Source organism: Prochlorococcus sp. MIT 1327, from assembly GCF_047304785.1.
Lineage (GTDB): Bacteria > Cyanobacteriota > Cyanobacteriia > PCC-6307 > Cyanobiaceae > Prochlorococcus > Prochlorococcus marinus_D.
Window position 1 is genome coordinate 1 of sequence record NZ_CP138972.1, and the last position, 14,028, is coordinate 14,028.

Consider the following 14,028-nt stretch of genomic DNA (forward strand, 5'->3'; position numbering starts at 1 on the left):
TGTTTTACCTGGCATTGAGCTATTTTCTCAGAGGGCTACCCCCAAAATATCGTCGCCGCTGATGCGTTTCACAACCGAGTTCGAGATGGATCGGAGTGGTTCCACATCGCCATGAACACCAGGATAAAATCATTCCCAAGGAGTGAACCTTGAGAACTGCATAGGTCATCATCCTTGCGAATGATGCTCTGAATTGAATAAAACTTGTTTCTCGGGCAAGAACCAAATGGATGGTCAAGCCCTCGGTCTATTAGTACTCCTCCGCTGCATCCATTACTGGACTTCCACGTAGAGCCTATCAACGGGTGTTCTTCCCGTGACCTTACTGGCTTATGCCATGGGAACACTCATCTTGAGGTGGGCTTCCCACTTAGATGCTTTCAGCGGTTATCCACTCCGCACATGGCTACCCAGCGTTTACCGTTGGCACGATAACTGGTACACCAGAGGTGCGTTCCTCCCGGTCCTCTCGTACTAGGGAGAAATCCTCTCAATGTTCCTGCGCGTACACCGGATATGGACCGAACTGTCTCACGACGTTCTGAACCCAGCTCGCGTACCGCTTTAATGGGCGAACAGCCCAACCCTTGGGACCGACTTCAGCCCCAGGTTGCGATGAGCCGACATCGAGGTGCCAAACCTCCCCGTCGATGTGAACTCTTGGGGGAGATCAGCCTGTTATCCCTAGAGTAACTTTTATCCGTTGAGCGACGGCCCTTCCACTCAGAACCGTCGGATCACTAAGGCCGACTTTCGTCCCTGTTCGACTTGTAGGTCTCACAGTCAAGCTCCCTTCTGCCTTTGCACTCGTCGACTGATTTCCAACCAGCCTGAGGGAACCTTTGCGCGCCTCCGTTACCTTTTAGGAGGCGACCGCCCCAGTCAAACTGCCCACCTGATACTGTCCGCTCCCCGGATAACGGGTGAACGTTAGAACCCTAGCTCTGAAAGAGTGGTATCTCACCATTGACTCAGTAGCACCCACGAGCACTACTTCAACGTCTCCCACCTATCCTGCGCATTCAGAGCCCGGGCACAATACCAAGCTACAGTAAAGCTTCATAGGGTCTTTCTGTCCGGGTGTACGTAGTCCGCATCTTCACAGACAATTCTATTTCGCCGAGCCTCTCTCCGAGACAGCGCCCAGATCGTTACGCCTTTCGTGCGGGTCGGAACTTACCCGACAAGGAATTTCGCTACCTTAGGACCGTTATAGTTACGGCCGCCGTTCACCGGGGCTTCAGTCGCCAGCTTCGCTTACGCTGACCGGCTTCCTTAACCTTCCGGCACTGGGCAGGCGTCAGCCCCCATACATCGTCTTGCGACTTAGCGGAGACCTGTGTTTTTGGTAAACAGTCGCCTGGGCCTCTTCACTGCGACCAGCTCTCGCTGGCACCCCTTCTCCCGAAGTTACGGGGCCATTTTGCCGAGTTCCTTAGAGAGAGTTATCTCGCGCCCCTCGGTATTCTCTACCACCCTACCTGTGTCGGTTTCGGGTACTGGCAGTTATGCCTTAACGGGTATAGGGCTTTTCTTGGAAGCATGACATCACCAACTTCGCTGCCGTAGCAGCTCGTATTCACGCCTTAGCTCAGAACGTTTTCGCCGCTCCTCAACGCCTCGAACGCTTAAACCAGTAACCAACATCTGGCTTGGCTAGCCTTCTCCGTCCCCCTTCCCAAAACATAACCGGTACAGGAATGTTGACCTGTTATCCATCGACTACGCCTTTCGGCCTCGCCTTAGGTCCAGACTAACCCTCCGCGGACGAGCCTGCCGGAGGAACCCTTAGGGTTTCGGGGCATGGGATTCTCACCCATGTTTTCGCTACTCAAGCCGACATTCTCACTTCTATGCAGTCCACGCCCGCTTACGCTAACGCTTCGCCCCACATAGAACGCTCCCCTACCATTTAACAAGTTAAATCCGCAGCTTCGGTACAACACTTAGCCCCGTTCATTTTCGGCGCAGGATCGCTCGACCAGTGAGCTATTACGCACTCCTTTGAGGATGGCTGCTTCTAGGCAAACCTCCTGGTTGTCTGGGCAATCCCACCTCCTTTATCACTTAGTGTTGATTTGGGGACCTTAGCTGGCGGTCTGGGCTGTTTCCCTTTCGACCATGGAGCTTATCCCCCACAGTCTGACTGCCTAGTTACACACAGGGTATTCAGAGTTCATCTCGATTAGGTACCGCTCTCGCAGCCCGCACCGAAATGGTGGCTTTACCCCCCTGCTGGAGCACTAGACGCTACGCCTCAACGTATTTCGGGGAGAACCAGCTAGCTCCGGGTTCGATTGGCATTTCACCCCTAACCACAGCTCATCCGCTGATTTTTCAACATCAGTCGGTTCGGACCTCCACTTGGTATCACCCAAGCTTCATCCTGGCCATGGTTAGATCACCCGGGTTCGGGTCTATAAACACTGACGATCGCCCTATTCAGACTCGCTTTCGCTATGGCTCCACCATTTCCGGTTTAACCTGCCAGTGCCTATAAGTCGCCGGCTCATTCTTCAACAGGCACACGGTCACCCGATTTAGTCGGGCTCCCATTGCTTGTAGGCTCATGGTTTCATGTTCTATTTCACTCCCCTCCCGGGGTTCTTTTCACCTTTCCCTCGCGGTACTGTTGCGCTATCGGTCACACAGTAGTACTTAGCCTTACGAGGTGGTCCTCGCGGATTCACACGGAATTTCACGTGCTCCGTGCTACTCGGGATACAGCTAGTTCAGTTCAGTTTTCGGTTACGGGACTTTCACCCTCTGTGGTGTGCCATTCAAACACTTCTCCTAACATCCCTGATACACATTACTGTCCCACAACCCCGATGGTCGAAACCATCGGTTTAGGCTCTTCCCCGTTCGCTCGCCGCTACTTAGGGAGTCGTTTTTACTTTCCTTTCCTCCAGCTACTAAGATGTTTCAGTTCGCTGGGTTGGCTCGCACCAGCCTATGGATTCAGCTGGCCGTACTAGGGGTTGCCCCATTCGGAAATTCCCGGATCAAAGCGTGTGTCCAGCTCCCCGAGACTTATCGCAGGTAACTACGTCCTTCATCGCCTCTGTGTGCCAAGGTATCCACCATGAGCCCTTTGTAGCTTGACCAATTAATCTCTATAACGCTTCACGTAGTTGAATACGTATTCTTAGCAATTCACCTGGCTTCAGTCTCAAACTTCTCCAGTTAAACTGAATTGTTTGTCATTGAAGATGGTTTGAATGACCAATCAAACTCTCGATGCCTCGATGACATCGAAAGAACGCTATAGAGTCTCGGCTCTTGACTCAAGAATCAAACATCATTCTCGTTCATCAACCTCAGCTCTCTACTGACGCAGATTGCACTAGCTGATTCCCAAGAATCATGCATCCATGAGATGCTTTATTCTTTCCAGACTTACCTATGCAGTTGTCAAGGTTCTGCTGAACATCTCTGCAATTCTTGCGAATTACAGTGAGCCCAGCGTCCTATCAACCTAACCTCAATTGATTGAGACCTGGAATGATAAGAAGCTAGGGTCTGCCAGCAAACTTAAATTCTAAATCACATCACACAACGATTCTCACCATTGGCTCGTTGTCAGAAGATTCGTCAGTGGAGGTTAGCGGACTCGAACCGCTGACATCCTGCTTGCAAAGCAGGCGCTCTACCAACTGAGCTAAACCCCCAACACCGAATGGGCCATCCTGGACTTGAACCAGGGACCTCACCCTTATCAGGGGTGCGCTCTAACCACCTGAGCTAATGGCCCAGGAGTAACCCTTGCGGGGTGTGACCTAGACAAGTTTAGGAACTAAAATCAATCATCAGTCTCCAAGCTGATTACTCAGCTTTTCTTTGATTCTCAACTTGAGGTACCGATCGACCTAAGGTGACAGGATTTCGGCCTAAGAATTAAAATACTCAGACATCAAAATCATTGTTTTGTCTCCCTGTTAGGAGGTGATCCATCCGCACCTTCCGGTACGGATACCTTGTTACGACTTCACCCCAGTCATCAGCCCCACCTTCGGCGTCCTCCTCCACAAGGGTTGGAGTAACGACTTCGGGCGTGGCCAACTTCCATGGTGTGACGGGCGGTGTGTACAAGGCCCGGGAACGTATTCACCGCAGTATGCTGACCTGCGATTACTAGCGATTCCTTCTTCACGTAGGCGAGTTGCAGCCTACGATCTGAACTGAGCCACGGTTTATGGGATTTGCTTGTCCTCGCGAACTTGCTGCCCTTTGTCCGTAGCATTGTAGTACGTGTGTAGCCCAGGATGTAAGGGGCATGATGACTTGACGTCATCCACACCTTCCTCCGGTTTATCACCGGCGGTCTCTCTAGAGTGCCCAACTGAATGCTGGCAACTAAAAACGTGGGTTGCGCTCGTTGCGGGACTTAACCCAACATCTCACGACACGAGCTGACGACAGCCATGCACCACCTGTCACTGCGTTCCCAAAGGCACTCTCTCGTTTCCAAGAGATTCGCAGGATGTCAAACCCTGGTAAGGTTCTTCGCGTTGCATCGAATTAAACCACATACTCCACCGCTTGTGCGGGCCCCCGTCAATTCCTTTGAGTTTCACACTTGCGTGCGTACTCCCCAGGCGGAACACTTAACGCGTTGGCTACGACACCGAGGGGGTCGATTCCCCCGACACCTAGTGTTCATCGTTTACGGCCAGGACTACAGGGGTATCTAATCCCTTTCGCTCCCCTGGCTTTCGTCCATGAGCGTCAGTTATGGCCCAGCAGAGCGCCTTCGCCACTGGTGTTCTTCCCGATATCTACGCATTTCACCGCTACACCGGGAATTCCCTCTGCCCCTACCACACTCAAGCCAATCAGTTTCCACTGCCTTGATGGAGTTAAGCTCCACGCTTTAACAGCAGACTTGAAAAGCCGCCTGCGGACGCTTTACGCCCAATAATTCCGGATAACGCTTGCCACTCCCGTATTACCGCGGCTGCTGGCACGGAATTAGCCGTGGCTTATTCCTCAAGTACCGTCAGATCTTCTTCCTTGAGAAAAGAGGTTTACAGCCCAGAGGCCTTCATCCCTCACGCGGCGTTGCTCCGTCAGGCTTGCGCCCATTGCGGAAAATTCCCCACTGCTGCCTCCCGTAGGAGTCTGGGCCGTGTCTCAGTCCCAGTGTGGCTGATCATCCTCTCAGACCAGCTACTGATCGATGCCTTGGTGAGCCATTACCTCACCAACTAGCTAATCAGACGCGGGCTCATCCTCAGGCGAAATTCATTTCACCTCTCGGCATATGGGGTATTAGCGGCCGTTTCCAACCGTTATCCCCCTCCTGAGGGCAGATTCCCACGCGTTACTCACCCGTCCGCCACTAACCCGAAGGTTCGTTCGACTTGCATGTGTTAAGCACGCCGCCAGCGTTCATCCTGAGCCAGGATCAAACTCTCCGTAGTAGATCAAACCCTCTCGCAATCAACCCTTACAGGCTCATCACTCAGTCTGATTTGCTTCACCCACTCATTCGCACTGGCGTACGACAAGCAGTTGTTGCCCCCTTCCTCTGACAGAAGGATTACAAGAGTGCACTTCAGAATCTCTTCCTTCTGTGACTTTCCAGGATCTCAGATCCGGTCGTTGCTTTCACCTGTCACACCTTTGACATCAATCCTCGCCCGTGAAAGCAAAAATTGATGCTGTAACAGGTTTCTGCAACTAATTTCTTTTGACGGGACCTCACACTCTCGTCGCATATCTGCTCAAACCCTTTGATCAGCTTTTGATCGCTGCTCATCGGGCCTAAACGCGACAAAAGCGTCAGTTCCTAAACTCTTAAGTTGTCCAGGTTCTGCTCCTCCACTCCCTTGTAAGGAGTGTCAGGCGCTGCGATCTTGCGATCGCTTCTAAAACCTACAACACCAGCGGATCGCTCCTCTGCTCTTGTAAGCGCCCACTGACGCCTCAAGCTTTCGCTATCAGCACCGCGTGGGTTGCGCTACAGGGCTCAGCCCTTCGCGCAGTCAAAAAACATAGCCCATTTCATACCCCTCTCGCAATCTTTTCTCAATCCTGACCTGACTCTTACTCAGCCATGCAGCAAAGCCTCTCCCCAAGAGCGCAAACGCTGCATTTCTGCAGGGGAACCAGTCGCTAACACAGGAAAGTCAGCCGTAGTCAAATCTTGCCCGGGATGCAGCTGAGCAGGATCTGCAGCCAACCATTGCATGGGGCAATTGAGCTCATTGAGGACTAACCAAGCCGCAGCAAGGTCCCAGATCTTCGGCGTGGCTTCCAAAGCAGCAACAGTTTGCCCCATGGCCACACTCACCAGATTAAGGCTGGCCACACCGAGGAGTCTTATTTTGCCGGGGAAAGGTTGATCAGGCCTGCGCTGCAGAACCCGAATGGAACGACTACAAAGTGAGACACAGGCACTCCCAGTCGAACGCATTTTATTCGTGAGCCGCTTGCCATTACGCCAAACACCCTCACCTCGAATAGCCACAATTCTCTGGTTAAGGGAAGGAACATCCAGAAAAGCCTCCACTGGTCTTCCTCCCACAAAGCGAGCCATGGAAATAGCCCAATAAGGGATACCGGCTGCAAAATTCGTAGTTCCGTCCAAAGGATCAACCACCCAATAAGCCGGTGAATCAGGAACGCGTTTGGAACCTTCCTCACTCAACACACCCTCCTGTTCCGCAATCTGATCAAGACCAGCGACGATGGCTGCATCACTCCAACGATCACAAGAAGTAATCAATGAACCGTCAGGCTTGAAATCGGAAACGATATTGCCAAAGTCTTGGCGTTGACGATCTGCAACTCGATCAAGGAGTTGATGAACTGCGCTCAGTTGCAAAGAACCAAGAGATTCAGGCAAAGGCCCACTACTCATCACTCAGCTTGCAGGATGGAAGCCTTGCAGGCTGGAGTAAGCGGAGAAGGTTTGATAGGAATTTCGTCCGAATCAAAGAGATCATCTTTAGGTTTCTTATTGGAAAGCTCCAAGGAATCACAAGCCGCAATCTGATCAAGGCCTGTACGGCGACTAAGCTCGATCATGCTTCGATTGTATTTCAGCATTGCATCTGCATAGAGAGTCTTGGCCTGTTTAAGATCACGCTGATTATTCACAACCTCTCTTTGCGTTGTCACTCCTGCCTGGAATCTCAAACGCGCCAATCGAAGTGATTCTCTTGAAGATAAAACTCCAATACTCGTTGTCCTAATATCTTGGCTAGAGGCACCAAGATTAAAAAAACTTTGCTCAACTTCTAGGCGAACCTGATCACGCTTTGCTGCGAATTCAAACTCACTTTGCTGAGCTTTCTGTTTATTCTGACGATATTGGGCCCATGCTCTGCCTCCATCAAAAATATTCCAACTGAAGCCCAAGCCAACTGTGTTATTAGAGGACCATTGATGTTGCTTCCAGTCGACAGAGCTGCCAAGAGCCACGCTTCCTTGCCCCTCTCCTCGAGTGGCTTGATAAGTGTTAGAGAGACTAATGACTGGCTGGACTGCAGCAAGTGCTGCATTGGCATTACTATTATTGATAGAGATATCAAGTATTAAGCTATCAAGTTCCTCACGAAAAGCATAAGCTGCAACAATACTCTCCTCAAGTGAAGGCTGCCAAATACCAATAATTTGAACAGGGTCAGCCGCTGTAGGAGTTACATCTTGGGGCAAGTCTAACAATTGAGCAAGATCTCGGCGTCTAGTGTTCTGCTGAGCTAAAGCAAGATTTAAAGACTGAGTATCTCGAGCAAGCTGAGTTTCCGCCTCGAGCACTTCAAGCTTGGTTGCGACCCCAGCCTGCAAGCGTGACTGAGCATCACGCAAGCTCACGAGAGAAGCACGAACGGCATTTTGACCAATACCCACACCTTCATCAGCTCGCTGCAATTGAAAATAAACGTCTGCAGCATTTAAACGTAAGTCGCGAAGAGCAATCAGGTAAGTATCTCTCTGCTTTTCAAAGCTATCTCTAGCAGATGCGATTTGGGGGACTCTTGCAGGATCAATGAGTTTCCACTTAACAGTAGCTCCAAAATTTGTAATCCATTCTTCCCCAAAAGTATATTCCTCAGCGATTAACTGATGATTTTCAGGGTTTGTACGACTCTCCGAACCTTTAAAATCAACAGAAGAAGAAAGGTTTAACGTTGGATACCAGGTTGATAGAGCAGCTAAAAGGTTTGACTTTGCTTGCTCTACCTGACTCGCTGCAGCTTTAAGTGTGGGACTATTGACTTCAGCTAATTGCTCTACTTCAGACAAGCTGAGAGGTCGAAGCTCCCTAATCCTCACCTCTGAAGTTTTATTGGGCAGCGCAAGACTTGGCGGGGCCCCAAGCGAAGAAAGAGTCTCAGGCAAACTAGTTGCTGCAGGCTTCACTACGGAAGGGTCAACCCTGGGGCGAGATCCCTTGAGCTCAATGGAACTCGGAAGAGTCGACTGATCGATTAAAGCTGAACCATCAGCCTCAGCTTCTAGTGAGGCTGGCGCTTGATCAGTGCTACTGCCATGCTGTTGAACCTCAAGCGATTGTTGAGCTCGAACACCAGTGCACCCTTGAGCCAATACGCCTGCAAGGAGAAAAAGTCTTGCGGTAATAAGACGCACAGCAATTTGAAAACTGCGGGGAGCTTAATGAATTTCCTGGCCATCTCCCATCGCAGCGGCCACGATGTCAGCCGCCCCATGCACGATACGTATCGAGATCTGCAGCTTCTCACTTAGCTGTTCCAGAGTCATGTCATCTAGAAACACAAGCTCACCCTGACGCAACATCACTGAAGGCAGGAGTAACTGATCGCCAAGATCAAGAGCCTTCAATCCCACAAGCAAGTCATGACCAGTGAGCAAACCAGTTACAACCTGATCCTGCCCCCAATAAGGACTCGGCAGCCCATGTAACTCCACTACCAAGCCTTCAACCGCATTGAGTCGTTCACAAGCAGGTCCCAGAGCCTGTTCGACCAACCGACCTACCACCCAACTGCAGCGCCTGGGCTGCCTTAACCGCTTGGGAAGAATGACCGTGGCCTGGTCAAGAGCTTCCAAAAAGGAGCGAATACTGCCAACGCCATTTTCTTGTTGAGGAAGATCCTCGTAGGTGCTGCGAGGTGGAAGAGGCGCACCTGCAATCAGATACCACTCATCCGAAAGCCACGCGAAACGGGATCCCATAACAACCTGAAACTGATCCTGAAGAAGCTCCACCTGGCTAATCACACGCCTTGCACAAGGAGAACCAACAGGCAACAATCCATCTTCTGCTGGACGAAAACGGGTCAATCCCACCGGCACCACAGCCACTGAAAGCACAGCAGGCCAATCACCGGTTCCAAAATCAGCAAGCTCACGCAGGGTGCGATCTAGAGCCAAACCGTCATTCAAGCCTGGGCAAACCACCACCTGGGCATGGACCTGAAGATCGCGCTCAGTGAACCACTCCAACTGCTCAAGGAGAAGTCCCGCGCGGGGATTTTTCAGTAACTGAGCCCTCAAGGATGGCTCAGTTGCATGGACAGACACAAAAAGAGGTGAAAGGCGCTGTGTCTCGATCCTTTGCCAATCTGCCTCTTTAAGATTGGTAAGAGTCAGATAAGACCCATAGAGAAAACTGAGGCGATAATCATCGTCCTTGAGATAGAGGCTATTGCGTCGTCCAAGTGGCTGCTGATCAATGAAACAGAAAGGACAGTGGTTGTTGCACTGGCGAAGCCCATCAAATAAGGCTTCTGTAAAAGCCAAACCCAAACCATCATCAGAGTCTTTCTCAAGGTCCACTTGATGGAATGCCCCGGTTGCATCCCTGACTTCGAGATGAAGCTCCTCCTCAACGATCAGGTAGCGATAATCAATCAGATCCCTTGGTCGCACCCCATTAACACTTAAAAGTTGATCGCCGGGTTCAAAGCCCAATTGCTCTCCGATCGATCCCTTCTCAACCGATGCAACTACGGCAGGTCGTGGTTGGGGCGCCGCAGATTCAGTATCCAATGCTGACACCGCAACACCAGCGGAGGGCTCATTCCACACAAATGAGGAGGGCGGTTTGTTTTAGTTTGATCTGCCGCTCAACCACCAGGCGAGCACTAACACCCCAAACAACAAGCGATAGGCCACGAAGATCCAAGTGCTGTGCCTTTGAAGGTATTTGAGCAACCAATCAATCGCCAACCATGACACAAACGCCGCAGAAACGATTCCAACAAGCAGCGGCAAAACTCCTCCTAAGGAGAGCTCCGCAAAGGCATCTTTGAGTTCAACCAGACCGGCCAGAGTGATCGCCGGGATACCAAGTAGAAAACAAAAGCGCGCAGCATCTTGACGCTGCCAGCCATCAAATAGCGAGGCAGTCAGAGTGCTACCCGAGCGCGACACACCCGGAATTAAGGCCAGCGCCTGAGCTAAGCCCACGACAAAGCCATCACGCCCCTTGACTAGATGCATTTGCTTCAGCCGCGGGCCGAAGCTCTCAGCCAATGCCAGCATCAAAGCCATCACAATCGAAACCACTGCGATTGAAGGCAGACTGCGAATTGAAGAGGCCTCGTAACCAGGCCAGAAAAGCTTGATCGCCATACCCGCCAACAGAATCGGCATCGTCCCTATAGCAATCGCAAGACCAAGACGGGCATTCGGTTCACGCCACTGACCATGCTTAAACGCTAAAGCGATGCCCTTAAGGACCTCAGCAAGATCCCTCTTGAAATAAGCGATCACCGCCAAGATGCTGCCTAGTTGGATCACAGCTGTCGCAGAGACGCCGGGGTCACCCCAACCAACCAGCATGGGAACGACCTTCAAATGAGCTGTGCTGCTAATCGGCAAAAACTCCGTAAGACCTTGCACCACTCCCAGCACCAAGTTCCTCCAACAGGCGGCCAGCAGTTCAGAGGTCGCAGCCAGGAGAATCATCAAGGAAAACAGGGGACCCATGGAGGCTATTGCCCCCATGGATCCAATGCCAAAAGCAGCGTAATTCCAGAGAGTCTTATAAGGTTCAATGTCTTGACTGCATAGTGAGGGGGTGCTTTGTCCAGCGGCTTGATCAAAAAAAAACAGCCCGACAGCAGCACATTTGTACGGAATCAACCCCTGAGGAATCCTGTCGAATCGCAAACATCTGAAAAAGATTTCGACGCCAATCTTTCAGACCTTCAGCAATTGCAACTTTGGGCAGGTGCCCTGGTCGTGCTGCCTGTTTTTGTGCAGGCCCCCTGGGTACGCCTGAATCCATTATCAGCCTGCTTATTCACGCTGTTCCTGCTCGCTCTTGGCATTCCCCTTGCCCTCATCGGCCAACGGGGATGGGCGGTGGCTGGCGAGCTTTTGGTAGGGGTGAGCGGCAGCTGGCTCGCGGGATGCCTCTACTGGGGATGGCTGAGAACGCAGCCCTTGTGGCACTTACCCGTTGAATCTGTAGTGCTGCCTATTGCCCTGTTGGGGCTTTCGAGCCGCTGGAGATTGAGTTCAAGTTTCTATTTGGCCTCCCTGCTTGGAACAGCCTGCACTGATCTAATGATGGTCATGACCGGTGTCATGAATCAATGGCCTGTTGTGGTGATGGCTCCACTACAGCAAGCACCAAGATTGCTTCACGAAACTGCTAAGCAGCTTCTTCATCCCCTACCCCTTATCGCTCTGGTCTGTGCAGCAACGCTGATCGTGCTGCTTGCGCAAGCTATGCAGCAAAAAACCCATCTGGCTTCAGAATTTCGCAACACATGGGCTGTAGCCAGTGCAGTACTAGTGACAACGGTAATAATCGATGGACTTTTCCTGATTGCAGCCCTAATCAACCCAGGGCTGAGCGGCTTGATCTGAAACGAACTGCAAAAGCTGATCACAGTCCTGGGTTAAGTTCCTGTCCAAACTTGTAAAGTTGGTAGACCGGCATAGCCGGAAGACCTGTTCCGATCCACTGCGGAGTATTTGATGAAGCGCCTGGTGTCCTTGCTTACTGGGGTTCTGGTGATGACAGGCCTGCTAATGGCCCTGATATTTCCCCAGTCCGCCTACGCCAATGTCTCTGACGACAAACTCGGAGATAGAGGCGAGAAGGTGGACCTAAACAACTCATCAGTACGAGCCTTTAGGCAGTTCCCCGGCATGTTCCCAACCATCGCCGGAAAAATTGTTGTAGGCGGGCCTTATGCCAGCGTGAGTGATGCGTCATCAGTTCTTGATGGCTCACAAAAATCTGTTTTCGACAAGTACAAAGACAACTTCACTGTCACAGACCAAGAAATTGCTGTGAATGAAGGTTTCGATCGGATCAACGACGGTCAGTACAGATAAACGATTCCTCACTCAACAATCAGCTCAACCGCAAGCCGTCGGTACACCCGGCGGCTTTTTTGTAGGTTTCATGAGTCTCTCTAACCCATCCACGCCCATTCCTAAGGGTCCCTGGGATGTCGTGGTGATCGGCGCAGGGGCAGCAGGACTGATGACCTGCCTTGAGCTGCCTGCTCAGCTGAAGGTGCTTTTGCTGAACCGCAACACCAGCCGCCACTCCTCCAGCCGCTGGGCACAAGGTGGCATCGCCGCAGTAACAAGACCTAAAGACAGCGCAGAGAGTCATGCAGAAGACACTCTCAAAGCAGGCGCAGGCCTCTGTGATGCTGATGCTGTCAGACAACTTGTAGAAGAAGCTCCCCACTGCGTTCAACGTCTCCAGAAGCTTGGGATGGCCTTTGACCGCGAAGGTGATGCGCTAGCCACCACCTTGGAGGCAGCCCACAGCCATCGAAGGGTGCTGCATGTGCAGGACCAAACGGGCCGCGCCTTGGTTGAAGCGCTGCAAGAGCAAGTGGAACGGCGCCCCAACCTCTTGCACCGGCGAGGGGTACGCGCCACCCAGCTTTGGATTGAGCACAATCGCTGCTACGGGGTACAAGTTCTCGACGGAACGCTGCTCCATTGGCTTTCGGCCAGAGCCGTAGTCCTGGCAACTGGTGGCGGTGGCCATCTGTTCGCAAACACCACCAATCCGGCTCAGGCCTGCGGAGAAGGCTTAGCCCTTGCCTGGCAAGCAGGCGCCACGATCGAGGATCTTGAATTCGTGCAGTTTCATCCCACTGCTCTGAAACTGGAAGGAGCTCCATGCTTTCTGATTTCAGAAGCAGTCAGAGGCGAAGGTGCCGTACTGGTTGATGCCCAGGGGCAAAGTCCTGTAAAGGAATTGAGCGCTGGTGATCTTGCTCCCCGCGACCAAGTCAGCCGGTCCCTCATCCAAACCATGCATCAGCAAGGGGTCCAGCACCTTGGCCTAGATCTCACACCCATCCCTTCAGCGCAGGCCGAGATCCGTTTCCCCACCATCCTGGAACGCTGTCGGGAATTAGGTTTAGATCCACTCAACCAACCGATCCCGGTAGCCCCAGCAGCTCACTACTGGATGGGCGGAATCGCCACCAACCTTCAAGCCGCAACCAATCTTCCAGGGCTCTATGCGATTGGGGAAGTCGCCTGCACCGGAGTGCATGGAGCTAACCGACTCGCTGGCAACTCACTGATGGAATGCATGGTATTTGCCAGACAAATGGCCACAATCGAACTGGGCTCTTTGCCTCGTATGGGTGTTCATCAAAGAGATTCTTCCCCCGAGCCTTGCTATCAGCAACTCCATGGCACTGAAAGTGCAGAGTCTCTAACTCGCGCCATCGCAGATCTTCGAGAGCTTTGCTGGCGAAAGGCGGGTGTAGATCGCTCAGCAAAGGGAATGAAACAAAGCCTCGCGAGCATCCGTAAGGATCTACAGCACATTGGTGAACAGCCTTTGCTCAAGCTGTTAAGCCATCAGCCCAAAGAGATTTGCCATCGTCTCGATGACACGGCCAGAAGGGACCTCAACTTGCTACTGGACCTCAACCATCGCCAATTGACCAGCTCCTTACTGCTGGAAGCCTGTTTGTTCCGCCGCGAAAGTCGCGGCGGACATTTCAGAACTGATGCCCCTGAAGCAATGCCTCAGTGGAAACGCCATTCACGCCAAAAGCGAGGAGAAGACCTCTCCACACGGCCAGTGAGGTCCTAACT

The 14,028-nt window shown here is 52.1% G+C and carries 7 protein-coding genes, 2 tRNA genes and 3 rRNA genes; 3 read left to right on the plus strand and 9 right to left on the minus strand.

The annotated features are described in order from the left end of the window. Nucleotides 1-6 precede the first annotated feature (6 nt). The 9 genes from rrf to SIB80_RS00045 all read right to left on the minus strand — a co-directional run bounded on the left by rrf (nucleotide 7) and on the right by SIB80_RS00045 (nucleotide 10,923). Nucleotides 7-123 (minus strand): 5S ribosomal RNA (gene rrf / locus SIB80_RS00005). 107 nt (nucleotides 124-230) lie between these two features. Beyond that, a 23S ribosomal RNA gene (locus tag SIB80_RS00010) occupies nucleotides 231-3,107 on the minus strand. Between the two features lie 491 nt (nucleotides 3,108-3,598). After that, a tRNA-Ala gene (locus tag SIB80_RS00015) sits at nucleotides 3,599-3,671 on the minus strand. A gap of 9 nt (nucleotides 3,672-3,680) precedes the next feature. Beyond that, nucleotides 3,681-3,754, minus strand: a tRNA-Ile gene (locus tag SIB80_RS00020). Nucleotides 3,755-3,938: 184 nt separating this feature from the next. Beyond that, nucleotides 3,939-5,423 (minus strand): 16S ribosomal RNA (locus tag SIB80_RS00025). Together the 16S, 23S and 5S rRNA genes with 2 tRNA genes alongside form the textbook arrangement of a ribosomal RNA operon. 629 nt (nucleotides 5,424-6,052) lie before the next feature. Further along, nucleotides 6,053-6,865 (minus strand): inositol monophosphatase family protein, encoded by an 813-nt coding sequence (locus tag SIB80_RS00030; RefSeq protein ID WP_063419083.1) that lies wholly within the window; start codon nucleotides 6,863-6,865, stop codon nucleotides 6,053-6,055. Continuing rightward, nucleotides 6,865-8,598 (minus strand): TolC family protein, encoded by a 1,734-nt coding sequence (locus SIB80_RS00035; RefSeq protein WP_063419081.1) that lies wholly within the window; start codon nucleotides 8,596-8,598, stop codon nucleotides 6,865-6,867. Before SIB80_RS00035 ends, SIB80_RS00030 begins: the two co-directional genes overlap by 1 nt. A 24-nt stretch (nucleotides 8,599-8,622) precedes the next feature. Next, nucleotides 8,623-10,020 carry a TIGR03279 family radical SAM protein gene (locus SIB80_RS00040; protein ID WP_063419079.1) on the minus strand — a complete coding sequence of 466 codons (1,398 nt, stop codon included), beginning with the start codon at nucleotides 10,018-10,020 and terminating at the stop codon, nucleotides 8,623-8,625. Between the two features lie 21 nt (nucleotides 10,021-10,041). After that, nucleotides 10,042-10,923 carry an undecaprenyl-diphosphate phosphatase gene (locus SIB80_RS00045; RefSeq protein WP_205909595.1) on the minus strand — a complete coding sequence of 294 codons (882 nt, stop codon included), beginning with the start codon at nucleotides 10,921-10,923 and terminating at the stop codon, nucleotides 10,042-10,044. A 96-nt stretch (nucleotides 10,924-11,019) separates the two neighbouring features. On the opposite strand from SIB80_RS00045, the gene SIB80_RS00050 reads away from it, so the two are divergent. The 3 genes from SIB80_RS00050 to nadB all read left to right on the plus strand — a co-directional run bounded on the left by SIB80_RS00050 (nucleotide 11,020) and on the right by nadB (nucleotide 14,026). Further along, the gene (locus SIB80_RS00050; protein WP_063419077.1) at nucleotides 11,020-11,811 is read left to right on the plus strand and encodes a DUF3120 domain-containing protein; all 792 of its coding nucleotides are present in this window, start codon (nucleotides 11,020-11,022) and stop codon (nucleotides 11,809-11,811) included. Nucleotides 11,812-11,922: 111 nt separating this feature from the next. Next, nucleotides 11,923-12,285: a photosystem II complex extrinsic protein PsbU gene (psbU, locus tag SIB80_RS00055; RefSeq protein WP_063419075.1), complete on the plus strand. Its 363-nt coding sequence runs from the start codon at nucleotides 11,923-11,925 to the stop codon at nucleotides 12,283-12,285. Between the two features lie 70 nt (nucleotides 12,286-12,355). Continuing rightward, a complete protein-coding gene (gene nadB / locus SIB80_RS00060) occupies nucleotides 12,356-14,026 on the plus strand; it encodes an L-aspartate oxidase (RefSeq protein ID WP_063419073.1) in 1,671 nt (556 codons plus the stop codon). The last annotated feature ends 2 nt before the right edge of the window (nucleotides 14,027-14,028 follow it).

Excerpts from the sequence above, each read along its gene's own strand:
- SIB80_RS00030 (WP_063419083.1), bottom strand. The coding sequence starts at position 6,865 with ATGAGTAGTGGGCCTTTGCCTGAATCTCTTGGTTCTTTGCAACTGAGC.
- SIB80_RS00045 (WP_205909595.1), bottom strand. The coding sequence starts at position 10,923 with ATGGGTCCCCTGTTTTCCTTGATGATTCTCCTGGCTGCGACCTCTGAA.
- psbU (WP_063419075.1), top strand. The coding sequence starts at position 11,923 with ATGAAGCGCCTGGTGTCCTTGCTTACTGGGGTTCTGGTGATGACAGGC.
- nadB (WP_063419073.1), top strand. The coding sequence starts at position 12,356 with ATGAGTCTCTCTAACCCATCCACGCCCATTCCTAAGGGTCCCTGGGAT.